Genomic DNA, 25,093 nt, shown 5'->3' on the forward strand with positions numbered 1-25,093 from the left:
GACGGGCGGGACACCCGGCGGCCGGGCAGGCCGGGCAGGCCGCAGCGCAGTCTCGCCGCCCGCCACCGCTTCGGCAACCGGATTTCGCCCCGATACGGCGTCACCGGGCCCCGGGGCCGCGGTCCGTGAACGGACGTCGGGATCGCCGTGCGCGGCGGGGCCGCCCGGGCGGCCCGGTGGGCTCGGCTGGGCGGGTCACGGCGGGCCCGCGGCCGTTTCCGCCGGGCGGCGGCGGGTGATCCCTTGCGGCCAGGGCGGCGGTGCATCCGTCCCCGCCGCCGCGTCACCCGAGTCGTCCCCGTCGCCGTCCGGAGGCCCCGCCGTGTCCCTGCGCTCCCGCCGCTGCTCACCCCCCTCCCGCCCTGACCGCCCCGCTCGCCCCGCTCCGCTGTCCGCCCGCCCCGGGCGCGCGGCCGCCGCCCTGCTCACCGCCGTGCTGGCGCTGGCGCCCGCCGGGCCCGCCTCGGCCGCGCCCCGGGACGACGACGACCTCGCGCTGCGGGCCCGGCTGCAGGAGCTGGTCGACCGTCCGGACGGCCCGCCCGGGGCGATCGCGGTGCTCCGCGACGGCGACCGGGTGCGGGTGTACCGGGCCGGGACGGCCGAGGTCGGCACCCGCCGGCCGCCCCGGATCGACGACCACATGCGCCTGGCCAGCGCCGCGAAGGCGTTCAGCGGCGCCGTCGCGCTGCGCCTGGTCGACTGCGGGCAGCTCGGGCTGGACGACACGATCGCCGAGCGGCTGCCCACGCTGCCCGCCGCCTGGGGCGCGGTGACGCTGCGCCAGCTGCTCCAGCACACCAGCGGGCTGCCGGACTACAGCAACGCGCCGGACTTCGTCGCCCTGATCCGCGCCGACCCGCACCACGTGTTCGACTCCCGGCACCTGCTGGACTTCGTCGCCGACGAGGACCTGGAGTTCACCCCCAGCTCGCAGTACCACTACTCCAACTCCGACAACATCGCCGTCGCCCTGATGGCCGAGGCCGTCACCGGGCAGCGCTACGAGGACCTGCTGGCCGCCGAGGTCTACCGGCCGCTGGGGCTGAGGCGCACCAGCCTGCCCTCCGGCTACGAGCTGCCCGAGCCGTACCTGCACGGCTACGCCGTCCAGCCGCCCGAGCCGCCGGAGGACGTCAGCACCCTGTTCGGCGCCTCGGGCGCCTGGGCCTCGGGCGGCATCGTCTCCACCCCGAGGGACTTCAGCGCGTTCGCGGCCGGGTACGCGGGCGGCCCGCTGATCTCCGCCGCGACCCGACGCCAGCAGCGGACCTTCGTCGAGGGCGCCTCCGAGCCGGCCGGCCCGGGCGCCAACCGGGCCGGGCTGGCGATCTTCGAGTACTCCACCCGGTGCGGCGTGGTGTACGGGCACACGGGCAACACCGCGGGCTACACCCAGTTCGGCGCGGGCACCCCGGACGGGCGGCGCAGCGTCACGGTGTCCGTCACCACGCAGGTCAACGAGCGGGTCGCCCCGGACCTGCTGGCGCAGCTGCGCGCGGTCGAGGAGGACTTCGTCTGCGCGCTGTCGGCCGGCTGAGGCCGGTTGAGGCCGGTTGAGGCCGGTTGAGGCCGGTCCCGCGCCGGCCGGGCCGCCAACTGTCGTAGCCGACCAATAGGTTGGTCCGGCCGGCGCCCGCCGGCGCCCGTCCCCGCGATCACCGCACCTCCGGGAGTCCGTGATGACCTCCGCCGCCGAGCACGGCGTCGCCCTGACCGAGCGCGCCATCGCCGCCGTCCGGGCCGATCCGCAGCGCCTCGTCCTCGCCCACGACCGCTTCGCCGGGCCGTGGGTGGACGGGCGGCCGCGGCCGGTGGCGCCGGAGGTGCTGGAGCGCGCGGTGTTCCCGAGCGGGCGGCCGCTGCCGCCGAGCCTGCGGCGGTGGCTGGCGTACGACAGCGGGATGCTGCGGCGCTTCGGGTGGTTCGCCGAAGACGGCACGGACGGCACGGACGGCACGGACGGCACGGACGCGCTGGTGTTCACGCCGCGTCCGCTCGGCGAGATCGCGACCGCGGAGTTCGGCGAGGGGTGGGGGGCGCCGTTCGGGGCGCTGTCGGAGCGCTTCGACGAGTGCTTCCTGCTGCCCGGCGGGTCGGATTCGCGCCGGGTGCTGGCGACCGGGCAGGCCGACGAGCACGGCGAGTACCCGGTGTTCGCGCTGGACGTCGACGACCTGCCCTGCATCGAGCTGATGTACCCGGGCCTGGACGTGTACCTCGCCGACACCGCCGGTCTGCCGCTGCGGCGCGGCCGGGGTTACTCCGGGCTCGCCGCCGACCCGGTGTACCTGCGCCGGATGCACGCCCACGCCCGGAGCCGCTTCGGCGGGCAGTTCCACGAGCTGTGCCTGGACTGGCCGGCCTGACCGGCCGTCCTGCCGCCGCGGCGGGAAACACGACAGGGGCGGAAGTCGTACGCGACTTCCGCCCCTGTCCGTTGGAGCGCCGGGCCCGGATCGAACGAACCCCTCCCACTGAAAGTGGGCGTGCTACCACTGCACCACCGACGCCTGGCCGGCGGTTCCCGACCGCTTCCGCGATCTTGTCCCGCCGACGGGGACGAAGTTACCAGCTCATGATCGGAAGAGGAAAATCGGGCGGGACGTCCCCGCCGACGGCGGGGGGGAGGCAACAGGAGAGGAAGCGGTGGACGTGACCGCGAGGACGGGGAACGTGCTCCGGGGCGAGGACGTGCCCGCGAGGGAACGCTTCGACTACTGGCGGGAGTTGATCGGCCGCACCCGGGCCAGTGAGGTGACCAGCGCGCACGCCGACGACTTCCGGGCGGAGATGCGGCGCCTGGAACTCGGGCCGGTGACGCTCCTGCGGACCTCCTTCCCCTCCACCCGGTTCCGGCGCACCGCCGGCATGGTGCGGCGCTCGGACCCCGAGGTGTACCACCTGACGCTGCTGCTGGACGGCGGCCTGGCGCTGACCCGCGACGCCCGGGGCCGCACGGAGACCTTCACCCCGGGCGACCTGCACGTCCTCGACAGCTCGGACCCCTTCGACCTGCGGGCCTCCCCCGCCCCCGGCCGGGCGGACCGCCGGGTCGAGGCCGTCGGCATCGACTTCCCCACCTGTCTGCTGCCGCTCCCGCCGCAGCGGCTGCGTGAACTGCTGGGCCGGGGGTTCTCCGGGCGCGAGGGCACCAGCGCGCTGCTCGCGGACTTCCTCGTCGGCCTCGACCGGCAGGCCGCCCTGCTCGGCGACGCCGAGGCGCCCCGGCTGGGAACCGTCGTGGTCGACCTGGTCGCGGCCTGGCTGGCCCGGGAACTGGACGCCGAAGCCGCGCTGCCGGACGACGCCCGAGGGCGCGCCCTCGTGCAGAACGTCCGCACCTTCGTCCGGCGCAACCTCCACGACCCCGAACTCACCCCGGCCGTGATCGCCGGCGCGCACCACGTCTCGGTCAGCTACCTGCACCGCCTGTTCACCCGGCACGGCGACGGCGAGACGCTCGCCGCCTGGATCCGGCGCCTGCGCCTGGCGAAGGCCCACCGCGACCTCGCCGACCCCGCGCTGCGCGGCCTGCCGGTCCAGGCCGTCGCCGCCCGCTGCGGCATCCCCCGCGCCTCCGACCTCAGCCGCGCCTTCCGGGCCGCGTACGGGCTCTCGCCCAGTGAGCACCGCCGCCGGGCGCCGGCCGAGCGCGCGGGCGACGACCACGCGGGCGGATGACGACCACGCGGGCGGATGACAACGGAACGGACGGGCCCGCGGGCGGGTGACCGGGCGGACCGTCGACGCAGTGCCAAGGAACTGTCGACGCAGTGCCAACACCGCCGGACCGCGCCCTGGCATCCTCCACGGTGGACGCCGACGGCCCGGCACGCCACGGGGGAGCGTGCCGGGCCGCCGGTCGCACGGCCGCCCGTGCGGGGGGCGGACGTAACCGACCCGGCCGCGCAGGGCGGTGGTGTCCGGCAGGCAGTGGACCCGCACGTTCCGGAAGGCCGGGTACGGGCCGGCTGTCCGCGTGGTGCCGTTCGAACAGCTCGCGTTCACGCACCACGGGGTGGTGCCGGTGGCCGTGCAGGAGCTGGTGAAGGACTGCTGGGTGCCGTCGCTGCCGAAGGTGCCGGTGCTGCAGTCGACGCCGAGCACGGCGGCGGGCGGTCCGGGCCTGGGCTGCGGGGGCCCGCCGGACGGCGCCCGCCCCGCCCGGGTGTCACGCGGTCAGCCGGCCGGGGCGCCGGACGGGGAGGGCGGTGTGGTCGCGGGCGGCCGGGCGTCGCCGGCCTCGCCGGCCCAGGCGCCGATGCCGAGGCGGCCGGTGGTGCCCAGGTCGAGTTCCGGGGTGAGCGTCACCGGGGCCGCGTCCGGGGTGGCCCGGACCCGCACGTAGGGGGCGTTCACCGGGGCGCCGTCCCCCGTGGTGTTGCGCCACACCAGGGTGGCGCGGGCGCCCTCGCCCGGGCGCAGCGCGATCTTCTGCGGCGGGGTGTCCGCGCCGGTGCCGGTGGCGATCTCGGCGCCGCCGGACAGCAGTCGTACACCGTCGACGGGCCGGTGGTCGACGTCGAGCAGTTGCAGGGTCGGGTAGCCGTCGAGGGTCACTGCGGCCGTGCCGCAGTTGCGCAGGTGCAGGCCGACCACGCGCAGGCCCATCGCGGCGTCCCCCTCGTCCGCGTACAGGCGCAGACCGGACGCCGGGCAGGGGCCGCCGGGCTGCGGGGCCTCGGCGCTGGGGACGCTGCGGACCTTGACGATCTTCAGCTGTGCGCCGGTGGCCGGCCGGGTGCGGTCGGACGGGGACAGGTCGATCCGCCGCTTCTCGGTGGCCCCCGGGGCGAGCGCGGTGACGGTGTGCGTCACGGTGTCCAGTGCGGCGCCGGTCGCCGAGAGGCGGTTGAACACCACGGTGACGTCGGACGGTTCGGCGTCCGGGTTGGTCACCTCGTACTCGGCGCAGACCGGGCCGACGGCGGCGATCCGCACCCCGCGCTGGGCGAGCCCGGACGGCTCCTGGGCGCCGGTGGGCGACGGCAGCGGTATCCCGCACGGCCCGGCGGTGCCGGACGCCGCCGGGGTGCCGTCCGCCCCGGCCGCGCCGGTCGCGCCGGCCACCCGGGAGCCGCAGCCGGTGAGCAGCGCGACGGCCGCGGCGGCGGCTGCGGCGAGTGCGGCCGACCGGCGGGCCGTCAGGAGGGCCGGGTGTTTCTCGAACTGACGCATCGGGCGAGTCGATCACGCTCCGCGCCCGAACGGCTGTGAGCCGGGCCACTCCGCGTGCAACAGGTCTGCAATGGTCCGGGGTTCGGGCGCGGGCGGGCCCCGGCTCCCCGGGGCGGGGGCCGGGGCCGGGGGGCGCCGGAGAACAGCAGCGGACGCAGCGCCGGAGAACAGCGGCGGAGCAACGGCGGCAGGGGCAGGGGCGGCAGGGGCGGTGCCGGCCTCAGAGGCGGTCGGCGTCGAGGACGGCCTGGACGAAGGCGGCGGGCGCCTCCTGGGGCAGGTTGTGGCCGACCTCCGGGAGGGTGCGGTGCAGGTAGGGGCCGGTGAAGTACTGCCGGTAGGCCGAGCCGTCGCCGGGGGCCGTGAAGGGGTCGCGCCCGGGGTCGAGGGTGACGGTGGGCACGGCGATCCGGGGGCGGGCGGCGAGTCGCTGCTCCAGGCGGTCGTAGCGGCGCTCGCCGTCGGCCAGGCCCAGGCGCCAGCGGTAGTTGTGGATGACGATCGCCGGGTAGTCGGGGTTGTCGAAGGCGGCGGCGGTGCGCTCGAAGACGGCGTCGTCGAAGGCCCAGGTGGGCGAGACGTCCTCCCAGACCAGGCGGCACAGGGCGCGCCGCTTGTCCCGGTCCTCCATGGCCAGGCGCCCGCGCTCGGTGGCGAAGTAGAACTGGTACCACCAGGTGTGTTCGGCGGCGGCCGCCAGCGGCTCCTTCTGCTTCTCGACGTCGGTGATCAGGTACCCGCTGACCGACACCAGTGCCTTGACCCGTTCGGGCCACAGCCCGGCGACGATGTCGGCGGTGCGCGAGCCCCAGTCGAAGCCGGCCAGCACCGCCCGGCCGATCCCCAGCGCGTCCATCAGCGCGACGACGTCCAGCGCCACCGCGGCCTGCTGGGCGTTGCGGGGCGTACGGGCGGACAGGAAACGCGTCGGGCCGTGCCCGCGCAGGTAGGGGACGATCACCCGGTAGCCCTGCGCGGCGAGCAGCGGGGCGACGTCGACGTAGCTGTGGATGTCGTACGGCCAGCCGTGCAGGCAGACGACCACGGGGCCGTCCGCCGGGCCGTCCTCGGCGTAGCCGACGTCCAGCACCCCGGCGCGGACCTGCCCCCGCCGGGCGAACCCGGTCCGCCCGGCGGGGGCGCCGCCCGGCGCGGCCTCCGGGGCGGGGGCCGCGGGTGCGGGGGCTGCCGGTGCGGCCTGCGCGGCCTGGGGCAGGGCGGCCAGGGACAGCGCGCTCGCGCCCGCCCCGAGCCCGACGGCCCTGGTGAAGGTGCGCCTGTCGATCATGCTCGTTCCTCCGTCGTGCGTCGCGTCGGCCCCGCGGACCGGCGGCCGGCACCACCCACTGTGGTCCGCGGGGCGGTCGCGCACATCAGTCACTTGACGCTGGGCCGGCCGACGGAGGCACCGCAGGATGACCGAACCGGGCCGACGCGCTCAGGTCCTGTGCAGGAGTTCGAGCTCGTCGGCCCGGCGGTGGTCCTTGGGCCGCCCGAGGGCGCGCCGCATGCGGATCAGGTCGTCCAGGGCGACGTACCGCACCGTCAGGCCCGCGGCGTCGGTGGCGGTCAGGGCCCGCCCCAGGCAGGCGGCCGTGTCCAGGCCGCCCCACGGCACTGCGGGCGTGCACAGGTCGCCGCTCGCCCCGGCCACCCGGTAGGAGCCCACCGGGCGGCCGAGGTCGGGAAGTTCGGCGCAGCCCGCCGCGGTGAGGGCCGCGCGCAGGGCGCGGGCCTCGGCGGGGGTGCCGTCCCAGAGCAGGTCGAGGTCTCCGGTCGGCTCGACGGAGCCGTGCATGATGCCGGCGACCTGGCCGACCACGACGGCGCCCGACCCGGCCTCCTGCAGGGCGCGCAGGAAGGGCAGCGGGTCGAACCCGATCGCCCCGTCGGTGGCGAAGGTCCCGTCGTGGACGTCGGCGTCGCCGGGCCGGCGGCCGGTGGGCGTGCGGTCACGGGTGAGTTCACCCGTACGGCGGACGGCCTCGCGCAGCCGGGGGATCGCGGTGTCGGTCATCCCCCCATCCAAGCCGCTGCGCCCCGCCGGCGCCGCCGGATTCCCCGGCCCGGTACGCGGGTCCGACGGCGGACCCTATGACCGGTAGCGGTAGCGGATCCGGCCGCGGGTGAGGTCGTAGGGGCTGAGCTCCACGAGCACCCGGTCGTGCGGGAGGATCTTGATGTGGTTCTTGCGGACCTTGCCGCTGATGTGGGCGAGCACGATGTGCCCGTTGGCCAGCTCCACCCTGAAAGTGGCATTGCGCAGGCACTCGGTGACGGTGCCTTCGACTTCGATTCCGTCTGCTGTCTTGGCCATGTCTCTCACCTCTCCGTTCGGTGGTCGGTCGTCGGTTGTCGCACGGTGTCGTCAGTCGTCGTCAGTCGTGTAAGTCCTCGTCAGTCGTCGTCAGTCGTGGTCAGTCGTCGTCAGTGTCGGACGAGTTCGAGGGTCGCGCCCGCGCGGCGGGCGCCGATGCCCTCGACGAGGGCGGTGGCGGCCGTGTTGGACTCCGCCACGTCGGCCCAGGCCGAGGCGGTGCCGGCCCGGTGCATCGATTCCAGCGCGTGGGCCAGCAGCACGCGGGCGATGCCGCGGCGCCGGTGGTCGGCGCGGACGGCGAGCATCCCGATCCGCGGCCGGCGGAGCGGGGCCACCCGCAGCAGTCCGACGTACTCGCCGTCCTGCAGCGCCACCGCGTAGCGGGCGGGGTCGACCACCGTGGTGCCGGCCGGGCAGGGCAGCACCTGGGCCGGCATCGCCGGCCAGCCGGGGCCCGCCTCGACCTCGGCGTGGACGATCCGGTCCAGGGCGCGCAGCGGGCCCTCCTGTGCCTGCCCGGCGGGCAGGACGGTCACGCCCGCCGGGGGCCGTACCGCGCCGAGGCCGGTGGCCTGCGGGTCGGTGGGCAGCAGGTAGCCCCGCTCACGGCGGACGGTGGTGAAGCCGGCCCGCTGCCAGGCGGCCGTGGTGTCCCGGTCGGCCTCGTCGGTGAGGGTGTGCAGCGGTTCGGGAAGGTCGGCCGACATCGCCGCGGCGACGCGGTCGAAGACCTCGTCGTGCCACGCGTCGACGCTGACGAAGAGCCGCCCGTCGGGCCGGCGCGAGGCGTCACCGGAGCCGACCACGCGGTCGTCCTGCACGGCGTGCCACTGGGTGTCCGAGAGCCGGGTGACCACGACCGCGCGGTCGCCGGTGCCCGGGAGGGGGCGCGCCGGGTCCGCGTGCAGCGGGTCCGGGCGCACGGGGTTGACGTGTTCGGGGTTCATGGGTGGTGCCTTTCGGGAGTGCCTGGTCTGAGGCGCTCCCGGGGCGACACCTATGTCAACCGCCCACCGTGACGGAAAGGGGGAGCACCCACATGGATACGGCCTTCATGGGTCTCACCTCCTCGCGTTCTCTCACGGCTGCGCAGACCGTAGCAGTCGCGGGCCCCCGGTCCCAACCGGTTTACGGCCGGCACCTCCGGGAGCGGCACCGCCCGGGGCGGGGATCAGTCCGGGTAGGCGTAGCGGTTGAGGGTGTCGATGAGGGTCTCGACCAGGTCGCCGAACGGTGTGATCTCCCAGTCGCGGTCGCGGTCGAAGCAGTCCCCGGACAGGAGGACGTCGGCGAGTTCGTCGGTCAGCACCCGGGCGTCCTCCTCCCCGGGCGGGGTGTCCGGGTCGAGGCTCACGCCGCCGGACTCGGCGGCGCCGCGCAGCAGTGCGAGGGACTCCTCGGGGCCGGTGAACCAGGCGGGGCGGTCGGGGGCGGGCACGGTGCGCTCCTGCGGGGTCGGACGGCCGGCGGTACGGGCCTGCGGCCGGCGACGGCGGCCGATGGTATCCGGGCGTCGCGCTGCGGCCCGCGGACGGGCCGTACGGGCGCGGCCCGCGGACGGGCGTGCGGACAGGTGTACGGGCGCGGCGCGCGGTCTGACGGCGCGGCACCGCCGCTGTCCCGCAGGATGAGACGCCCCGTCCCACCGCTGCGGGTTTCTGCCAGCATGCGGGGCATGCAGCAGCAGCTGATTACCAGCGGCGTGCCGGCACCGCGCCGGGAGGAGTGAACCTCCCCGGCCCACCGCCCGCACGCAGACCTCTCGCGCTCCGCGAGGGGTCTTTCTGCTTTCCCGGCCCGCCAGTCCCATCCACAGACAGGACCGTCGCCATGGAACACACCCGGCTCACCGTCACCCTGCGCCCCACCACCGGGACGCTCGCCCGGCTCGCCTCCACCCTCAACAACCACCGGGTCCTGGACCTCGCGTTCACCACCGCGGCGCCGGCCTCGGCCCGGGCCGTCGTGCGCGTCCCGCGGCCCGAGGCCGTCCGCGTCCAGCAGAAGCTGCGCCGGATGGTCGACGTGCTCGACGTGGCCCTGGAGCCGGCCGGCTCCGACGAGGGCGCGGCCCCGCAGGCCCCCGCGCCCTCCCCCGTCCGCTCCCCCCGGCCCGCCGAGGCGGCCGCGGTGTGACCGCCGGCCCGGCGGTCACGGCGGTCAGGCGGCACGGCGGTCAGGCGGCGCGGCGGTCAGGCGGCACGGCGGTCAGGCGGCACGGCGGTCAGGCGGCACGGCGGTCAGGCGGCACGGCGGTCAGGCGGCACGGCGGTCAGGCGGCACGGCGGGCCTGGTCGGTGATGTTGCGGGCCATGGCGCCGAAGACCAGGCCGTGGAAGGGCGCCATCGTCCACCAGTAGGCGTGGCCGGCCAGGCCGTGCGGGTGGAACAGGGCGCGCTGGCGGTAGCGCGTGCCGCCGGCCCCGTCGGGGGTGACCCGCAGTTCGAGCCAGGCCAGGCCGGGCAGGCGCATCTCGGCCCGCAGGCGCAGCAGCCGGCCGGGCTCGATCTCCTCGACCCGCCAGAAGTCGAGGGCGTCGCCGACCCGCAGGTGGTGGCGGTCGCGGCGGCCGCGGCGCAGGCCGACGCCGCCGGCGAGGCGGTCGAGGGTGCCGCGCAGGGCCCAGGCGTAGGGCAGCGAGTACCAGCCGTTGTCGCCGCCGATGCCTTCGACCACCCGCCACACGGCGGCGGGTGCGGTGGCGACGCGTCGTTCGCGCAGGTCCTGGTAGAGGCTGCCGCCGGCCCAGTCGGGATCGGTGGGCAGCGGGTCGCTGGGGGCGCCGGCCAGTGAGGCGGAGGACCAGCGGGTGGTGACCCCGGCGTCGCGGATGCGGCGCAGGGCGAGTTCGACGGCGCGGTCGAAGCCGGTGGGGCCTCCGGGCGGGTCGGGGATCCAGCGGGCGATGTCGTGCTCGTGGCAGACCACCTCGTGGCGCAGCGACTCCACCAGCGGGCGGGCGAGCGGGCCGGGGACGGGGGTGACCAGGCCGACCCAGAGGCTGGACAGGGCCGGGGACAGGACGGGCACCGGCAGGATCACCCGCCGGGGCAGGCCGGCCGCGCGGGCGTAGCGGAGCATCATCGTGCGGTAGGTCAGGACGTCCGGTCCGCCGATGTCGAAGGCCCGGTCGACCTCGGGCGGCAGGGCCGCGGCGCCGACCAGGTAGGACAGCACGTCGCGGACGGCGACGGGCTGGATGCGGGTGTCGACCCAGCGGGGGGTGACCATGACGGGCAGGCGTTCGGTGAGGTAGCGGAGCATCTCGAAGGAGGCGGAGCCGGAGCCGATGATGACCGCGGCCCGCAGTTCGGCGGTGGGCACGCCGGCGGAGCGCAGGACCCGGCCGACCTCGGCGCGTGAGCGCAGGTGCGGGGAGAGTTCGGCCTCGGGGACGCCGGCGGGCAGCAGTCCGCTGAGGTAGACGATCCGGGCGACCCCGGCCGCTGCGGCGGCGCGGCCGAAGGCGCGGGCGGCGCGCCGGTCGGTGTCCTCGAAGTCGGCTCCGGTGCCGAGCGAGTGGACGAGGTAGTAGGCGACGTCGACGTCGTCGAAGGCGCCGTCGAGGGTCTCGGGCCGGGTGACGTCGCCGGGGGCGGCCTCGACCTCGGCGCGCCAGGGCTGGTCGCGCAGGCGCCCGGGGTCGCGGGCCAGGCAGCGCACCCGGTACCCGGCGGCGAGGAGTTCGGGCACCAGCCGTCCGCCGATGTAGCCGGTGGCTCCGGTGACCAGGCAGCGCCGTCCGGTCGGGGTCGGCTCGTCCACTGTCGGCTCCTTTCCTGCGGCTGCGGCGGGGTCTTCCGGGCGGGGCCCGGTCAGCCCGGGGTCCGGGCGGGGCCCGGTCCGGGCGGCCCGGTCAGCGCAGCAGTCGTTCCAACTGGTCGAGGGCGGTGGCCAGGTCACGGGGTCTCAGGGTGCCCGGGGGGCGGCGGGGGCCGGCCCAGCCGGGGCCGGCGGCGAGCACGACGGGCCCGGTGCGGGCGCCGTGGGGGCCCCAGGTGGTGCGGGCGACGTGGTGGGCCAGCGTCCGGTCGGCGGTGCGGGCGACCTGGGACCAGAGCAGGACGGCCGGCGGTCCGGTGCGGCGCACCGCTTCCAGGAGCGCCTCGGGGGGCAGGGCGGGGCCGAACATGCGGAACGGCAGGCCGCGTTCGGCCAGGCCGGCGGCGACGGCCTCCAGCGGCAGGGAGTGCAGTTCGGTGGGCATGCCGGCGAGCAGCACGGCCGGGCCGGACGGCGGGTCGGCCCGGTCGCAGGCCCGGCGCAGGGCGGCGGCGACGTGCCAGGACAGCAGGTGTTCGACCTCGACGCAGCGTTCGCCCTCGACGGCCCACTTGCGCCCGGCCGCCCGCAGGGCCGGGGTCATGACCTCGGTCCAGGCGGTGACCGCGCCGAGGTCGTCGATGCTGCGGCGCAGGATGCGGGCGATCTCGGGGGCGTCGAGGCGTACGGCGGCGCGGGCCAGTCCCCGGCACTCGGGGCGGACGGTGCCCACCGGCAGGGTGTTGCCGCCGGGGGCGGGCACGGTCCCGGACGGCCCGGGCGGCGCGCTCGGGGCCCGGTCCGGGGCGGCGCCGCCGACGGGCGCGGACGGGTCGGCGGTGCCGGCGGCCAGGGCGACGCGGGCGGCCTCGGCGGGGGTGACGCCGCGGGCGGTGAGGCGGCACATCTCCTCCAGCACGGCCACGTCGTGCGGCTCCCACCGGCGGTGCCGCCCGGGGTCGCGGTGGGCCGGGCCGATGCCGTAGCGGCTCTCCCAGGACCGGATGGTGGTGGGCGAGACGCCGAGCCGGCGGGCGAGGGCTCCGGTGGTCAGTGCGGCGGCGGCCGCGACGGTGGGGGCGGTCACGGCCGTGAGCCTACGGCGGGGCGCGCCGGTGCGCCGCTCGGACGCGGGGACCGGCGGGGCGGGGGCAGGGGGGCGTCGCCGAGGTGGCCGCGCAGTTGGCGCAGGGCGTCGCGGATGCGGGTCTTGACGGTGCCCAGGGGGGCGCCGATCCGGGCGGCGGCCTGGGCCTGGGTGCAGCCGCCGAAGTAGACCAGGAGCAGGCATTCGCGCTGGGCGTCGCTCAGCACGGTCAGGGCGCGCCGGACGCGGTCGCGGTCCAGGGCGTCCTCGACGCGGTCGGCGACCTGGTCGAAGTCGGGGGTGTAGTCGCGCAGGGCGGCGGTGCGGTCGCGGTCGGCGGCGGCCCGGGCGGAGCGGACGCGGTCGACGGCGCGCCGGTGGGCCAGGGTGAGCACCCAGGGCAGGACCTCGCCGCGCTCGGGGCGGTAGCGCGGCGCTTCCCGCCACACCTGCCAGAACACTTCCTGGGCCACCTCCTCGGCCTGGGCGCGGTCGCGCAGCACCCGCAGGACCAGGGCGAGGACGGGGGCGGCGGCGGTGCCGTAGAGGGCCTCGAAGGCCCGTTCGTCGCCGCACGCGGTCCGGGCCATCAGCGCGCGCAGCCCGGCCCGCCGGTCCGCGGACGTCCCGGCGCCGGGTGCCTCGGGGGTCGGCACCCCGGCGCCGGGGGCTTCGGGGGCGCTCGCGCCGGGTCGCCGGTCGATCGTCGCCTGCACACTCCGACCGTCCCGCAGCGGAACCCCGGCCGGGTATTCGCAGCGTTTGCGCAGCGTTTTCGCCCGTGGCACGGCGGGCCCTGCGATCGGCTCCCCTGGAGGTCACCCGTGTCCCACTCCGCCCCTCCCGTGCGGTGCCCGAGCGGGTCCGGGCCGCCGACGACTTTCTGGCCGCCGGCTACGAGGTCCGCTTCGACCTCTCCCCCGTCGTGCTGCGGGCCGGCCGGCAGGCCGACTGGGCCGAGCCCATGTGCCGGATGGACGACGTGCTCGGCCCGGCGGTCAAGGCGCAGGCGGCGGCCGAGATCATCATGCTGACCCGCAACCGGGACCTGCACGAGGTGAACCCCGGCCGGCCCCCCAGGGCCGAGCAGGTGCTGTGGCGCCCCGCCTCCAGGAGCCCGAGCTGTCCGGGAACGGCGGCTGGAACGTGCGCTACCGGGCCCGGGCCAAGGCGGCGGCCCTGGCCGGGCTGCGTGCGCTGATCGAGCGGCACGCGCCCTGGCTGCGGGTCGGGTACGCGTTCTGGGCCCGCCCGGTGCGGTGCCCGGCGGCCGTCACGGCGCGTCCGCTGCGAGCCCGAGCAGGGCGCGGGCGGCGGCCAGGCCGGAGCGGCAGCCGTCCTCGTGGGAGCCCCAGCCGTGGTGGGCGCCGGCGAACGCGGTGCGTCCGGTGGTCAGCCGGGGCAGCAGGCGCTGGGCGGCGACGGACTCGGCCGTGTGGACGGGGTGCTCGTGGACGGTGCGGGAGATCACCAGGTCCTCGGGGACGGGGTCGTGGGGCGATTCGTTGCGGGTGACCAGGTAGTCCTCCGCGGTGTCCAGGCGCAGCAGCCGGTTGAGGTGGTGGCTGATCCGCGCGGTGCCGGCCGGGGCGGTGCAGTGCGGCATGCGGTAGTTCCAGGCGCTGCGGGCCCAGTGGTCGCGGGGCAGGACGGAGGCGTCGCGGTGCAGGACGGTGGGGGTGCTGGTGTGGCGGAACGCCGCGAGGACCTCGCGTTCGGCGCGGGTGGGGTCGGCGAGCAGTTCCAGGGCCTGGTCGGCGTGGGTGGCGATGACGACGGCGTCGGCCTCGGCGCGGCGGCCGTCGCCGGTGGTGAGGGTGACGCCGTCGAGGTGGCGGTGGACGGCCCGGACGGGGGTGTTGCGGTGGACGGTGGTGAGCCGGTCGGCGATCCGCCGCACGTACGCGGCGGAGCCGCCGGTGACGGTGCGCCAGGCCAGCGGGCCGGTCTCCGTGAGCAGGCCGTGGTGGTCCAGGAGGGCGAACAGGTGGCGGGCGGGGTGGTCGCCGGCGGGTTCGGGGGCGCGGGGCGGGGCCGCGGCGGCCAGGGGGATCAGGTAGTGGTGGAGGAAGTAGCCGGAGAAGCACTCGTCGAGGAGGAAGTCGCGCAGGGTGGGGTCGCCGGCGCCGGGGGTGGCGAGCAGGCGGCGGGCGCGGGCCCGGAAGCGCGGGATGTCGGCGAGCAGGCGCAGGTAGCGGTGGCGCAGCGGCGGGTCGGGGCGGGCGAGGAGTCCGGCCGGGCCGTCGGCGCCGGCGTAGGCGAGGCCGCAGCCCTGGCAGTGGACGGAGATGCTCATGTCGGCGTCGCGGGTGGGGACGCCGAGGTCGCTCAGGAGTCGGGCCAGGTGCGGGCTGGTGCGCTCGTCGTGGATCAGGGAGGCGGTGTCCAGGGCGAGTCGGCGGCCGTCGGGGGCGGGGACGCGCTGGGTGTGGGCGTGGCCGCCGAGGCGTCCGTCGGCTTCGAAGAGTTCGACGGCGGCGCCGGCGCGCCGGAGTTCCCAGGCCGCGGTGAGGCCGGCCACGCCCGCGCCGACGACGGCGATCCGGCGGCGTTCGGGGGTCCGCGGGGTGCGCGGGGCGGCGGGCGGTGCGGTCGTGGGTGTGGTCAACGGGGTTCCCTCCCGGTCGGCCGGTGCGGTGCGCTCGGTGCGGTGCGGCTGGGCGGCGCCCGTGCGGGGACGCATCCGGTGTTCGGAGCGGGTGCGGCGGCGGATTGGGGGCGCCTCCCGGTTCCGCGCGCCGGGGCGGGGCGGAACCGGGAGGCGGGGAGGGGGTGGCGTGGTGCCGGTCCCGGCGGGTGTCAGTCCCGGTCGGCGTCGGGCCCGGCCTGGGTGTCAGTCCCGGTCGGCGTCGGGCCCGGCCTGGGTGTCAGTCCCGGTCGGCGTCGGGCCCGTTGTCGGGGATCCAGGAGCCGTGGACGCCGGCGGTGACGCGGCGCGGCAGGTGGACGGCGGCCACCTGGTCGAGGCCGGAGGCGTCCAGGACGAGCAGCCGGGAGGTGTCCTGCTTGAGGTCGGAGACGACGGTGAGGAGGTAGCCGTCGTCCTCGCGGGTGGCGCCGGCGGCGGGGACGAAGAGGGCCTCGCTGGGCAGCCGGGCGTCACCGACCGGGCGGAGGTGGCGTTCCCCGGTGGTGCGGTCGTACTTGACGATGCCGTAGCCGCCGAGGTCGTCGTCCGGGAAGGAGACGGCGTACTGGTAGCGGTGCTCGGCGCCGAGGTAGTCCTCGTTGATGGTGGGGAACTCGGTGGCGAGGTCGTCCACGGTGTCCTCGTCGACGGTGCCGGTGTCCGGGTCGATCACCCAGCGGCGGTTGAAGGAGCGGGAGGACGGCTCGCTGCCGCGCCCGGGGGCGCCGGTCCACCAGTTCCAGGAGCGTTCGAAGCCCTCGCGGTCGACGGTGGGGCCCTCCAGCACGATCCGGCCCCGGGCGTCCTCGTAGGCGTTGGCGGCGTGCAGCATGCTGCCGGGCCGGACCGGGTACCAGCGGATCCGTCCGGCGCCGCCGGGGGTGCGCGGCATCACGCCGATCCGGGCGGGCTGTTCGTCCTTCCAGCCGTAGGGGATGCCGGAGCGTTCGGTGGGGTCGAAGGTCACGTTGCCCTCGACGAAGACCACGTGGCTGCGGGTCAGGCCGAAGTCGTGCTTGAGAGCGGCGCTCGCGCCGGGCACCTCGACGCTGCGGACGATCTCTCCGCTCGCGTCGGCGACGTGGTAGGTGAGGTACGGCGGGACGGGCGAGGAGCCGAAGAAGTGCAGCTCGCCGGTGACGGGGTCGACCTTGGGGTGGGCGGTCATCGCGGTGCGCAGCCGCCCGCCGAAGTCGTAGGCCCCGACGGTCTCCAGTTCGGGCGTCAGCTCGAAGGGGAGGTTGGCCTCGCACAGCGCCAGCAGCCGTCCGCCGTGCTCGATGACGTGGGTGCCGGCGACGCTGGCGGTCAGGTCCGGGCCGTGCTCGGTCATGTACGGGGCGCCGTCCAGGGCGGGGGTGCGCACCCAGCGGTTGCGGTACCACTCGGCGCGCCCGGCGCGCAGCCGGACGCCGTGGACCATGCCGCTGCCCTTGAACCAGTGCGTCGGCGTGACACCGGGCTTGGGGTTGTGGCCGTTGCGGACCAGCCGGCCGGTGAGCTCGGGGGGCAGGGTGCCCTCGACGGTCAGCTCGGTGGCGGTGATCTCGTCGGCGACGGGGGTGTAGTGGCCGGTGAGATAGGGCTTGCCGGTCATGGTCGGGGCCTCGCAGTCTCGGTGGGGCGGGATCGGGTGGTGGGGCGGGATCGGATGGCGGGGGGCGGGATTCGGTGATGTTCCGTCAGAGACGCTTCTCCGCACGGTTCTTGAGGCAGGTGAGCCAGCTCTCCAGGGAGGCGCGCAGGGCGTGGCCGAGTTCCTCGGGCATGGCGTCGACGGGCTCGCCGCTCCAGGACTCCTCGGTGTGGACGGTGACCTGTCCGCCGGTCTGCTCGAAGGTCCACACGTGGATGCCGTCGATGCCGTTGGCGGGGCCGCCCCAGACGATCCGCTCGCCGGGCACGAGCTCGTGGACGGTCGAGGTGATGGTCATGCCGTGGGTGCGCCAGGTGAACAGGGCGCCTTCGGCGAGCGGGCCGTGGAGGCGGGCCTGGTCGATGTCGGTGTTCCAGACGGGCCAGTCACCGATGTCGGTGTGCAGGGCCCAGACGGTGTCGAGCGGGGCGTCGATCACGGTGGACAGGCGGACGACGAGGGGGGCGGTGGGGTCGACGGTGTACATGGTGGGGTTTCCTCTCAGATATATGTGTGGTTGACCACTCACACTCGTGGCCGAAGAAACGGCGGGCGCGCGCAGCGGGTGCGCGCCCCGCCGGTGCGGGGTCCGGGGCCGAACGGGTCGGCGGCGGGTGCGGGTCAGTAGTGGGTGATGCCCGCGGACAGGGTCCTGGTCCAGGGCGCGTCCACGGCGTCCGCGCCCATCGAGACCAGCAGGTGGCAGAGCATCCCGGTGGCGAAGAACTCCTGGATCTGCCGCTCCTCGCCGCCGGAGGCGCCGCGGACGTACTCCACCAGGCGGGCGTAGCCCTGGCGGACCGCCTCGCGCACGGCCGGCTCGGAGACCGCCGCCGCCTGGGCGTGCAGCTGGATCAGCATCAGGTCGTTGTCGCTGATCAGCCGGGCGTACGACTCCCCCATCGCGTGCAGCACCACCTCCGCCGAGCTGCCCTTCGCCTCGACGGCGGCCAGCTCCAGACTGGCGCGCACCTGGACGAAGCAGTGCTCGACGACGGCGACGAACAGCGATTCCTTGCTCGGGAAGAGCCGGTAGACGTACGCCTGGGAGATGCCCGCGGCCTTGGCGACCTCGGTGGTGGTGGTCCCGAAGTAGCCACGGGCGGCGAAGGCACCGATCGCGGTGCGCAGCACCGTCTCCCGGCGCTCCTCGGCGGTGGACAACTGTCGGCGGCGTTCCGTCTGCATGTGAGTACTCAACCACTCACACTTACGGGGCGTCAAGACCCCGGATGCACCGCGGCCGCCCCGACCACCCCGACCGCCCCGGACGCACCGCGGCCGCCCGTCGGAGGGGTGCTCCGGTGGGCGGCCGCGAAGGGTCGCCGGCGGGTCAGTAGCGCAGGGCGGCGGCGATCCGCCCGCTGTCGGCGAGGGTGTCGTCGGGGACGAAGCTGACGGTGGCGCCGGTGTCGAGGGCGCGCTCGATGACCTCGTCGACGATGTCCTCGCGGGCACCGGACTGGTCGGACTCGGCGGGCACGAGGTGCTCGCCGTCGTCGCGGACGGTGGCGCGGTAGTTCTCCTCGACCACCAGCCGGTCGATCCGGCCCTCGCCGGCGGCCCGCCAGACCTCGTCCAGGCCGGCGGCGAACCCCTTGCCGCCGCGGGCCTTGTCGAGCACCGCGAGGGCGTCGGTGACCTCGCGCTCGGCCCGGGCGCGCACGGCGGGCTCGACCACCCGGCGCACGGTCTCGGCGCCGGCCTGGGCGAGGCCTCCGTGCGGGATCTGCGCGGTGGCCTGCTGGGCGATCGGGCCGACGGCGTCCAGCAGGGCGAGCGCGGCGGCCTCGCCGACCACGTACAGCGGGCGCGGGTCGGCGGCGAGCACCTTGCCGATCCCGGTGTCGGCCTGCCGCAGGAAGGTCTTGGTCTCCTCGTCGCGGAAGGTGCTGGGCGTGTCGCCGATCTGCTCCTGCCGCTCGGGGTCGGGGTTGTCGTGGACGCGCACCAGCGGGAAGCCGTCGCCGGTCTCCTCGACGACCCGCTCGCCGGTGCCGCCCCACAGCGCGACCCGGTCGGCGGAGACCGCGAGCACCCAGTGCGGGCGCTCGGCGGCGTGCGCGGCGACCAGGTTGCGGGTGAGGAAGGTGTCGGACACGACCACCCGGGCGGGGGCGGTGCGCCCGAGTGACCAGACCCGGTGCTCACCGGGCGCGACGAGGACCGCCAGGCCGTCCTCCGCGTGCACCAGGTCGACCTCGGCCGCGGCCCGGTCGAGCTGTTCCAGCACGTCGATCCGCTCGGCCCGGGACACCGCCGGGTCGGCCTGGACCCGCTCCTTCGCCTCGGCCAGCAGGTTGCGCAGCCGGACCGGGTCCTGCGCGTTGTCCGGCTCCCGGCGGTGGGTGGGCATCAGGATCGACACCACCGGGTAGGGCCGGGGCCGGCGCAGTTCGGCGAGGACGGCAGGGCTGAGGGCGGGGTGCATGGAGACCCTTTCCGAAGGCGGTTCGGCCTTCTGTGCGTGGACGCGCGAAGCCTGGCGCTGCTCCCCCCAAATGCCCTCAATCTACAGATCTGCGGCTTTCCGGCGCGCGGAAAGGGCTCCGGAGCGCGCGGCCGGGACCGCCCCGGCCGGGCCTGTTGGGGCCCCGGACGCGCGGCGCCCCGCCGGCGCCGCCCGGGCGGGGGCGGGCGGCGGCGGGACGCGGCGGTGGGTCAGAACCGGACGTCGGTGCAGGAGTAGAAGGCGTTGCCGGTGTCGGCGATCTCCCAGACGGCGACGATCACCTGGTGGCCGGTGCGGCCGGTGGGCAGGGTCGCGGTGTGGGTGGTGGTGGCGGCGGGCCGGCGGCCGTTGTAGGGGACGGTCAGGAACGGGGTCAGGTCCAGGGCGGCCCGGGTGATCGGCTGGGAGGCGTCGTAGCCGGGCTTGGTGAGGTAGTACGTGAAGTTCGTGGTGGAGTGCCGGGCCTCGATCTCCCAGGTGAAGGTGAGCTGCCGGCCGGCCGTCACCGTGGTGGTGGGCCAGGTACCGCCGCGCGGGTCGTCCAGCGGCGCCCACCGGGCGTCCCCGCCGGCGCAGATGGTGCCGTCGGCCGGGCCGCGGCCCGGGAAGCCCTTGGGGCCCTCGACGCTCTGCGGCTCCCACTGGATGTCGCCGCAGTCCCAGGGGACGGCGTTGGCCCCGCAGAGTGCGGAGCGGCTCGGCGGCTGGTTGACGAAGCCGTGCGACTGGGCGGGCAAGGCCGTCGCGATCGGCAGGGCGATCGCGGCCGCGGTGGCCGCGATCAGGTGGCGTGTGCGCATGGTGCTCCTCCGTGGGGGTGGATGGAGTGTGCGCCCGGCGCGGGGCGTGCGCGTGGGGGTGCGCGTGGGGCCCTGCCATGACATGGCATGCTCGCGCCAGACCGGTTGCGGACACCGTAGGAGCCGCCTTCCCGCGCGTCAATGGTCTGAACCATTCCGGCGCCACCGTGCGGCCGCCGGGGTGCCGCGCGGACGTCAGGGCGTCGCGTGAACTCCGGGGCGAAAGATACTTGCACAAGCTTTATATAAGCTCTAGCCGATATTTCATTTCATGGCGTATCCTGACTGGAGTACATCCACATCCGGAAGGAGACCAGGCCCCATGACCGCCACGGACCCCGCGCTCACCGCCCTCGCCAACGGCTGGGGCGCACTGTCCCTCCTGCACGGCAGGATCGAGTCCCACATCGAGCGCGCCCTGCAGTCCGGGCACGACCTGAGCGTGCGGGAGTACTCGCTGCTCGACGTGCTCAGCCGCCAGCACGACGGCGAGGGCGGGCACCTGCAGATGAAGCAGGTCGCCGACGCCGTCGTCCTCAGCCAGAGCGCCACGACCCGCCTGGTCACCCGGCTGGAGGACCGCGGCCTGCTGCTGCGCTACCTGTGCCCGACCGACCGCCGCGGGATCTACACCAACGTGAGCGAGGACGGCCTGAAGCTCCTGGAGGAGGCCCGGCCGACCAACGACGCCGCCCTGCGGGAAGCGCTCGACGAGGCCGCCCGCAACCCCGAGCTGGCCTCACTGGTCGAGGCCGTCGAGGCCGTGGACGCCGCTTCGTCCCGCACCTGACCCCGGGCGGCCCGCCGGCCGCTCCCCCACCCGACCGGGCCCGACCCGCCCCTGCCGCCCCGCGGCACGGACGCGTCGGGCCCGGTCGCGTTTCCCGGCACCCCGCCACCGACACGGGCCCGGCGCCACCGACACAGGCCCGGCACCGGCCCGACCGCCCCGGCCGGAACACCCCCGACCGGAACGCCCCGACCAGGCCCCATGGCGCACGCCTCCTGTCAGCGTTTGCACTTATCGCGCGTCTGCAACTATTGTGAAAGCACGCTAGGCGCCCACTCAAGCAACCGCACGGAAGGGACGGCCCATGCCTCTCGCTCTCCTCGCCCTGGCCATCGGCGCGTTCGGGATCGGGACCACCGAGTTCGTGATCATGGGCCTGCTGCCCCGGATCGCCGGCGACTTCGGCGTCTCCATCCCCAGCGCGGGCCTGCTGGTCACCGGCTACGCCCTCGGTGTCGTCCTCGGCGCGCCGCTGATGACCGCGCTCGGCACCAGGATCAACCGCAAGACGATGCTGATGCTGCTGATGGGCCTGTTCGTGGCCGGCAACCTGCTCTCCGCGTTCGCCCCGACCTTCCCGCTGATGCTGGCCGGGCGCATCGTGACCTCCCTGGCCCACGGCGCCTTCTTCGGCATCGGCTCGGTCGTCGCCGCCGACCTGGTCGCCCCCGGGAAGAAGGCCGGCGCCATCGCCACCATGTTCACCGGACTGACCGTCGCCAACATCGTCGGCGTGCCGCTGGGCACCTTCGTCGGCCAGGCCGTCGGCTGGCGCACCACCTTCGGCGGCGTCGCCGTGCTCGGCGTGCTCGGACTGCTGGGCATCGCCAGGCTGGTGCCCGCGATGCCGCGCCCCGAAGGCGCCCACCTGCGCCGCGAGCTGACCGCCTTCCGCAACCCGCAGGTGCTCCTCGCGATGGCGATGACCGTGCTCGGCTTCGGCGGGGTCTTCGCCGCGATCACCTACGTCGCCCCGATGATGACCGACGTCGCCGGCTACTCCGAGGGCGCGGTCACCTGGCTGCTGGTGCTGTTCGGCGTCGGCATGTTCCTCGGCAACCTGCTCGGCGGCAGGTACGCCGACCGCAAGCTGATGCCGATGCTCTACACCACCCTCGGCGGCCTCGCGGTCGTGCTGGCCCTGTTCACCCTCACCGCGCACGACAAGGTCCTGGCCGCCGTCACCATCCTGCTCGTCGGCGCCCTCGGCTTCGCCACCGTCCCCCCGCTGCAGAAGCGGGTCCTGGACCAGGCCCACGGCGCGCCCACCCTGGCCTCGGCCGTCAACATCGGGGCGTTCAACCTCGGCAACGCGCTGGCCGCCTGGCTCGGCGGGACCGTCATCGCCGCCGGCCTCGGCTACACCGCCCCGAACTGGGTCGGCGCCGCCCTCGCCGCCGCCGCGCTCGTCCTCGCCTTCTGGTCCGCCGCCCTGGAGCGCCGCGACCGGGCCGCCACGACCGTCACCCCGGACGCCGCACCCCGCGCCGCCGCCCTGCACCACTGACCGGCGCCCCGCACCACCCCCACCGCACCACCCGCACCGAGCACCACCACCCCCACCACCCGCACCGAGCACCACCACCCCCACCACCCGCACCGAGCACCGCACCGCACCACGGGAGAACCACCCATGAGCACCACCACCGCCGTCGCCCCGCTGACCATCACCGACGCCGAGACCCTCGTCTCCGCCGCCCGCGCCGCCGCCGAGGCGGCCGGGGTCGCGGTCGGCGTCACCGTCCTGGACGCGGGCGGGCACCTGCTCGCCTTCCGCCGCGACGACCGCGCCGTGCTGATCTCCGGCGAGACCAGCACCCGCAAGGCCTACACCGCCCTCCAGCTGAACGCCCCGACCGCCGACCTGGTCGACCTGGTCAAGCCGGACGGCCCGTTCCACTCCCTGTCCACCGCGCTGGACCGCCCCCTGCTGTTCATCGCCGGCGGCATCCCCGTCCACCGCGACGGCCGCCTGATCGGCGCCATCGGCATCGGCGGCGGCGCCCCCGAGCAGGACCACGCCTTCGCCACCGCCGCCCTGGCCGAACTCCGCTGAGGCACCGCGCCCCCGGACGACACGGGCGGGGCGGTGCGGCGGGGACACCTCCCGCCGCACCGCCTCGCCCGTACCGGGCAATTTCCGCCGCGTCCCGCGGCCGGTCGCGCACGGCGGCGCCCCGGTGTGGCAGGCAGGAGGACGGCGGCCCCGCCCGTGCCGGGCGCACGGGCCGCCGTTCCCCCGCGACCGAACGGAGCCCCCATGCGCCGACGCCACGGCGTCCTGCTGACCGCCGCCCTCCTGGCCCAGCTCGCCGCCGGCCCCTCCCACGCGGCGGCCCCCGCCCCCGCCGGGTGGGAGAGCACCGACCAGTGCGGGGTGGTGCGCAGCGGCGACACCCCGCTCGGCGGCGCCGAGGTGACGCTCTACCAGGCCGGGGACGGCGAGGGTGCCGCGCCCCGGGTACTGGCCCGTGCCCGCAGCGCCGAGGACGGACGCTTCACCCTCGACTACCGCCGTCCGCACGACCCGCGCGCCGTGCTGTACGTGCTCGCCGACCTCGGGCGCCCCGCGGGCCGGGCCCCGCAGGGCGCGCCGCCGGACGGGGCCGGGCCGGACGGGGCCCGGCGGGGCGGGCCGGCCGTGCTCGCCGCGGTGCTCGGCGGCGCCGCCGCCCCTCCCGAACTCGTCGTCAACGAGCGCACCACCGTCGCCGTCGCCTACGCCCTGTCCCGCTTCACCGGCCCGGACGGCGTCTCCGGCCCCCACCCCGGGCTGCAGAACGCCGCCGCCGTCGCCCACAACCTGGCCGACACCGGCACCGGCGACGTCGCCGCCCTGCTCGCCGCGCCGCCCAACGGCGCCCTCACCTCGACCATGGCCGAGTTCAACACCCTGGCCGACCTGCTCGCCGCCTGCGTCACCGGCGGCGCCTGCGACCGGCTGTTCGACCTGGCCCGCAGCCCCGGCCACGACCGGCCCCGCGACACCCTGCGCGCCGCCGTCGACATCGCCCACGACCCCGGGAACAACGCCGCCGGCCTCTTCGACCTCGCCGCCACCACCCCGACCTACCGGCCGGCCCTGCCCGCCGCCCCCGACGCCTGGACCGTGGCCCTGCGCTACGACGGCAACGGCCGGGAGCTCGACGGCCCCGGCAACATCGCCTTCGACGCCGACGGCAACGCCTGGGTCAGCAACAACTACCGCTACGGCGCCGACCCCGCCGTCCCGGTCTGCGGCGGCCGCACCGTCCTGAAGTTCACCCCCGCCGGCCGGGACGCCCCCGGCGCGCCCTACCGCGGCGGCGGCCTGTACGGCGCCGGCTTCGGCATCACCGTCGACGCCCGGGGCAGTGCCTGGGTCGGCAACTTCGGCTTCCAGGGCGACGGTTGCCCCGTCGACCCGGCCCCGCTGGAGCGCAGCGTCTCCCGGTTCGCTGCGGACGGCACCGCGCTCTCCCCGCGCGAGGGCTGGCGCGGGGGCGGCATCGTCCAGCCGCAGGGCATGGCCGCCGACCGGGCCGGCACGGTCTGGGTCGCCGACTGCGGCGGCGACAGCGTGACCCGGATCCCGGAGGGCGACGCCACCCGCGCCCGGGAGGTCCCCACCCCCGCCCTGAGCAAGCCCTTCGGCGCCGCCGTCGACCCCGCCGGGCGGCTGTGGGTCAGCGGCAACGGCAACGACAGCGTCCAGGTCCTGGCCGCCGACGGCACCCCGGAGCGGACCGTCACCGGCGGCGGCCTGCGCCGCCCGCTGGCCGTCGCCACCGACAGCAGGGGCTACGCCTGGGTCAGCAACAGCGGCATCCTGCCGGTGCCCTGCGGGAACACCACCGCGGACGACTTCGCCGCCGCCGTCGGCACCGACACCGGCTCCGGCCCGCTCCCGGGCGCCTCGGTCACCCTGATCGGGCCCGACGGCACCCCGGCCCCCGAACCTTTCACCGACGGCGGCCTGTTCCTGCCCTGGGGCGTCGCCGTCGACGGGGACGACACTGTCTGGGTCGCCAACTTCGGCGGCCACCGCGTCGCCCGGCTGTGCGGCACCGACCTCACCGCCTGTCCGCCCGGGTTCCGCACCGGCCAGCCGATCTCCCCGCCCGGCACCGGGTATCCGAGCGACGGCCTGGAGCGCAACACCGGCCTGCAGATCGACCCCTCGGGCAACGTCTGGCTGGCCAACAACTGGCGCACCGTGCCCGTCCGGACCAACCCCGGCGGCCACGAGCTGGTCGTCCTGGTCGGCGCCGCCGCCCCCGTCCGCACCCCCCTGCAGGGCGGACCCGCCCGGCCCTGACCGGGCGCTGACCTGCGGTTCCCCGCGGCGCCGGCCCCACTGCGGGGCCGGGGCCGTAGGGGCGACTACCCGCCGGTACCGGTGGCCGCGGCGCGCCGTCGGGAACACTGCGCCGATCCGGCGCACCAGCGCGCAGCA

Annotated in this window: 24 protein-coding genes and 1 tRNA gene; 9 read left to right on the top strand and 16 right to left on the bottom strand. The window is 76.2% G+C overall.

Translation table 11 applies throughout. The features are described from left to right. The first annotated feature begins 322 nt into the window (after positions 1-322). On the top strand, positions 323-1,540 hold the full coding sequence (locus ACFV04_RS19625) for a serine hydrolase domain-containing protein (RefSeq protein ID WP_380530537.1): 1,218 nt from the start codon (positions 323-325) through the stop codon (positions 1,538-1,540). A gap of 142 nt (positions 1,541-1,682) precedes the next feature. Next, positions 1,683-2,369 carry a hypothetical protein gene (locus tag ACFV04_RS19630; protein ID WP_380530540.1) on the top strand — a complete coding sequence of 229 codons (687 nt, stop codon included), beginning with the start codon at positions 1,683-1,685 and terminating at the stop codon, positions 2,367-2,369. A gap of 72 nt (positions 2,370-2,441) precedes the next feature. Here the strand turns inward: ACFV04_RS19630 and ACFV04_RS19635 are convergent. Then, positions 2,442-2,513: transfer RNA gene (locus ACFV04_RS19635), tRNA-Glu, on the bottom strand. 142 nt (positions 2,514-2,655) lie between these two features. On the opposite strand from ACFV04_RS19635, the gene ACFV04_RS19640 reads away from it, so the two are divergent. Next, on the top strand, positions 2,656-3,684 hold the full coding sequence (locus ACFV04_RS19640; RefSeq protein WP_380530543.1) for an AraC family transcriptional regulator: 1,029 nt from the start codon (positions 2,656-2,658) through the stop codon (positions 3,682-3,684). A 498-nt stretch (positions 3,685-4,182) separates the two neighbouring features. On the opposite strand, the gene ACFV04_RS19645 is transcribed toward ACFV04_RS19640, so the two are convergent. The 6 genes from ACFV04_RS19645 to ACFV04_RS19670 form a co-directional block, all read right to left on the bottom strand. Next, positions 4,183-5,181 carry a DUF4232 domain-containing protein gene (locus tag ACFV04_RS19645; protein ID WP_380530546.1) on the bottom strand — a complete coding sequence of 333 codons (999 nt, stop codon included), beginning with the start codon at positions 5,179-5,181 and terminating at the stop codon, positions 4,183-4,185. A 220-nt stretch (positions 5,182-5,401) separates the two neighbouring features. Beyond that, positions 5,402-6,469: an alpha/beta fold hydrolase gene (locus tag ACFV04_RS19650; RefSeq protein WP_380530549.1), complete on the bottom strand. Its 1,068-nt coding sequence runs from the start codon at positions 6,467-6,469 to the stop codon at positions 5,402-5,404. 150 nt (positions 6,470-6,619) lie between these two features. Then, complete coding sequence (locus ACFV04_RS19655; RefSeq protein WP_380346766.1) at positions 6,620-7,198, bottom strand: hypothetical protein; 579 nt, start codon at positions 7,196-7,198, stop codon at positions 6,620-6,622. Positions 7,199-7,273: 75 nt separating this feature from the next. Beyond that, positions 7,274-7,498, bottom strand: a complete 225-nt coding sequence (infA, locus tag ACFV04_RS19660) for a translation initiation factor IF-1 (protein ID WP_360255148.1) — start codon at positions 7,496-7,498, stop codon at positions 7,274-7,276. A gap of 110 nt (positions 7,499-7,608) precedes the next feature. Next, on the bottom strand, positions 7,609-8,448 hold the full coding sequence (locus tag ACFV04_RS19665; protein WP_380530554.1) for a GNAT family N-acetyltransferase: 840 nt from the start codon (positions 8,446-8,448) through the stop codon (positions 7,609-7,611). A 224-nt stretch (positions 8,449-8,672) separates the two neighbouring features. After that, entirely contained in the window at positions 8,673-8,939 is a 267-nt protein-coding gene (locus ACFV04_RS19670) for a hypothetical protein (protein ID WP_380346770.1), read from the bottom strand. Between the two features lie 392 nt (positions 8,940-9,331). Between ACFV04_RS19670 and ACFV04_RS19675 the strand changes: the two genes are divergently transcribed. After that, positions 9,332-9,637, top strand: coding sequence for a hypothetical protein (locus ACFV04_RS19675; protein ID WP_380346771.1), 306 nt, complete (start codon positions 9,332-9,334; stop codon positions 9,635-9,637). Positions 9,638-9,773: 136 nt separating this feature from the next. Here the strand turns inward: ACFV04_RS19675 and ACFV04_RS19680 are convergent, their stop codons facing one another. From ACFV04_RS19680 to sigK, 3 genes are all read right to left on the bottom strand, one after another. Then, positions 9,774-11,267, bottom strand: coding sequence for an SDR family oxidoreductase (locus ACFV04_RS19680; RefSeq protein WP_380530557.1), 1,494 nt, complete (start codon positions 11,265-11,267; stop codon positions 9,774-9,776). 91 nt (positions 11,268-11,358) lie between these two features. Next, positions 11,359-12,351: a MerR family transcriptional regulator gene (locus tag ACFV04_RS19685; RefSeq protein WP_380530560.1), complete on the bottom strand. Its 993-nt coding sequence runs from the start codon at positions 12,349-12,351 to the stop codon at positions 11,359-11,361. After that, positions 12,348-12,941, bottom strand: a complete 594-nt coding sequence (sigK, locus tag ACFV04_RS19690; protein WP_380530601.1) for an ECF RNA polymerase sigma factor SigK — start codon at positions 12,939-12,941, stop codon at positions 12,348-12,350. Before sigK ends, ACFV04_RS19685 begins: the two co-directional genes overlap by 4 nt. A 260-nt stretch (positions 12,942-13,201) precedes the next feature. Here sigK and ACFV04_RS19695 point away from each other — a divergent pair, with 260 nt between their 5' ends. Further along, positions 13,202-13,552 (top strand): hypothetical protein, encoded by a 351-nt coding sequence (locus ACFV04_RS19695; RefSeq protein WP_380530563.1) that lies wholly within the window; start codon positions 13,202-13,204, stop codon positions 13,550-13,552. A gap of 72 nt (positions 13,553-13,624) precedes the next feature. Here the strand turns inward: ACFV04_RS19695 and ACFV04_RS19700 are convergent, their stop codons facing one another. From ACFV04_RS19700 to ACFV04_RS19725, 6 genes are all read right to left on the bottom strand, one after another. After that, positions 13,625-14,959: an NAD(P)/FAD-dependent oxidoreductase gene (locus ACFV04_RS19700; RefSeq protein WP_380530566.1), complete on the bottom strand. Its 1,335-nt coding sequence runs from the start codon at positions 14,957-14,959 to the stop codon at positions 13,625-13,627. A gap of 259 nt (positions 14,960-15,218) precedes the next feature. After that, a complete protein-coding gene (locus ACFV04_RS19705; RefSeq protein ID WP_380346807.1) occupies positions 15,219-16,577 on the bottom strand; it encodes a carotenoid oxygenase family protein in 1,359 nt (452 codons plus the stop codon). Positions 16,578-16,662: 85 nt separating this feature from the next. Further along, entirely contained in the window at positions 16,663-17,103 is a 441-nt protein-coding gene (locus ACFV04_RS19710; RefSeq protein ID WP_380346806.1) for an SRPBCC family protein, read from the bottom strand. A gap of 134 nt (positions 17,104-17,237) precedes the next feature. Continuing rightward, complete coding sequence (locus ACFV04_RS19715; RefSeq protein ID WP_380346805.1) at positions 17,238-17,804, bottom strand: TetR/AcrR family transcriptional regulator; 567 nt, start codon at positions 17,802-17,804, stop codon at positions 17,238-17,240. A 145-nt stretch (positions 17,805-17,949) separates the two neighbouring features. Beyond that, on the bottom strand, positions 17,950-19,047 hold the full coding sequence (locus tag ACFV04_RS19720; protein ID WP_380530571.1) for a chemotaxis protein: 1,098 nt from the start codon (positions 19,045-19,047) through the stop codon (positions 17,950-17,952). A gap of 230 nt (positions 19,048-19,277) precedes the next feature. Next, positions 19,278-19,868 (bottom strand): lytic polysaccharide monooxygenase, encoded by a 591-nt coding sequence (locus ACFV04_RS19725; RefSeq protein ID WP_380530574.1) that lies wholly within the window; start codon positions 19,866-19,868, stop codon positions 19,278-19,280. A 322-nt stretch (positions 19,869-20,190) separates the two neighbouring features. On the opposite strand from ACFV04_RS19725, the gene ACFV04_RS19730 reads away from it, so the two are divergent. The 4 genes from ACFV04_RS19730 (at position 20,191) to ACFV04_RS19745 (ending at position 24,955) form a co-directional block, all read left to right on the top strand. Then, positions 20,191-20,658, top strand: a complete 468-nt coding sequence (locus ACFV04_RS19730) for a MarR family winged helix-turn-helix transcriptional regulator (RefSeq protein WP_380530577.1) — start codon at positions 20,191-20,193, stop codon at positions 20,656-20,658. A 304-nt stretch (positions 20,659-20,962) separates the two neighbouring features. Next, positions 20,963-22,165: an MFS transporter gene (locus ACFV04_RS19735; protein ID WP_380530580.1), complete on the top strand. Its 1,203-nt coding sequence runs from the start codon at positions 20,963-20,965 to the stop codon at positions 22,163-22,165. Positions 22,166-22,291: 126 nt separating this feature from the next. Beyond that, positions 22,292-22,714 (top strand): heme-binding protein, encoded by a 423-nt coding sequence (locus ACFV04_RS19740; RefSeq protein WP_380530583.1) that lies wholly within the window; start codon positions 22,292-22,294, stop codon positions 22,712-22,714. A gap of 204 nt (positions 22,715-22,918) precedes the next feature. Next, the gene (locus ACFV04_RS19745; protein WP_380530586.1) at positions 22,919-24,955 is read left to right on the top strand and encodes an NHL repeat-containing protein; all 2,037 of its coding nucleotides are present in this window, start codon (positions 22,919-22,921) and stop codon (positions 24,953-24,955) included. Positions 24,956-25,093 lie beyond the last annotated feature (138 nt).

The organism is Kitasatospora sp. NPDC059599, assembly GCF_042735125.1.
Classification (GTDB): Bacteria; Actinomycetota; Actinomycetes; order Streptomycetales; family Streptomycetaceae; genus Kitasatospora.

Coding starts and splice junctions, on each gene's coding strand:
- ACFV04_RS19675 (WP_380346771.1), top strand. CDS start 9,332: ATGGAACACACCCGGCTCACCGTCACCCTGCGCCCCACCACCGGGACG.
- ACFV04_RS19655 (WP_380346766.1), bottom strand. CDS start 7,198: ATGACCGACACCGCGATCCCCCGGCTGCGCGAGGCCGTCCGCCGTACG.
- ACFV04_RS19715 (WP_380346805.1), bottom strand. CDS start 17,804: ATGCAGACGGAACGCCGCCGACAGTTGTCCACCGCCGAGGAGCGCCGG.
- ACFV04_RS19725 (WP_380530574.1), bottom strand. CDS start 19,868: ATGCGCACACGCCACCTGATCGCGGCCACCGCGGCCGCGATCGCCCTG.
- ACFV04_RS19665 (WP_380530554.1), bottom strand. CDS start 8,448: ATGAACCCCGAACACGTCAACCCCGTGCGCCCGGACCCGCTGCACGCG.
- ACFV04_RS19745 (WP_380530586.1), top strand. CDS start 22,919: ATGCGCCGACGCCACGGCGTCCTGCTGACCGCCGCCCTCCTGGCCCAG.
- ACFV04_RS19630 (WP_380530540.1), top strand. CDS start 1,683: ATGACCTCCGCCGCCGAGCACGGCGTCGCCCTGACCGAGCGCGCCATC.
- ACFV04_RS19645 (WP_380530546.1), bottom strand. CDS start 5,181: ATGCGTCAGTTCGAGAAACACCCGGCCCTCCTGACGGCCCGCCGGTCG.
- ACFV04_RS19720 (WP_380530571.1), bottom strand. CDS start 19,047: ATGCACCCCGCCCTCAGCCCTGCCGTCCTCGCCGAACTGCGCCGGCCC.
- infA (WP_360255148.1), bottom strand. CDS start 7,498: ATGGCCAAGACAGCAGACGGAATCGAAGTCGAAGGCACCGTCACCGAG.
- ACFV04_RS19735 (WP_380530580.1), top strand. CDS start 20,963: ATGCCTCTCGCTCTCCTCGCCCTGGCCATCGGCGCGTTCGGGATCGGG.
- ACFV04_RS19730 (WP_380530577.1), top strand. CDS start 20,191: ATGACCGCCACGGACCCCGCGCTCACCGCCCTCGCCAACGGCTGGGGC.
- ACFV04_RS19650 (WP_380530549.1), bottom strand. CDS start 6,469: ATGATCGACAGGCGCACCTTCACCAGGGCCGTCGGGCTCGGGGCGGGC.
- ACFV04_RS19705 (WP_380346807.1), bottom strand. CDS start 16,577: ATGACCGGCAAGCCCTATCTCACCGGCCACTACACCCCCGTCGCCGAC.
- sigK (WP_380530601.1), bottom strand. CDS start 12,941: ATGGCCCGGACCGCGTGCGGCGACGAACGGGCCTTCGAGGCCCTCTAC.
- ACFV04_RS19710 (WP_380346806.1), bottom strand. CDS start 17,103: ATGTACACCGTCGACCCCACCGCCCCCCTCGTCGTCCGCCTGTCCACC.
- ACFV04_RS19740 (WP_380530583.1), top strand. CDS start 22,292: ATGAGCACCACCACCGCCGTCGCCCCGCTGACCATCACCGACGCCGAG.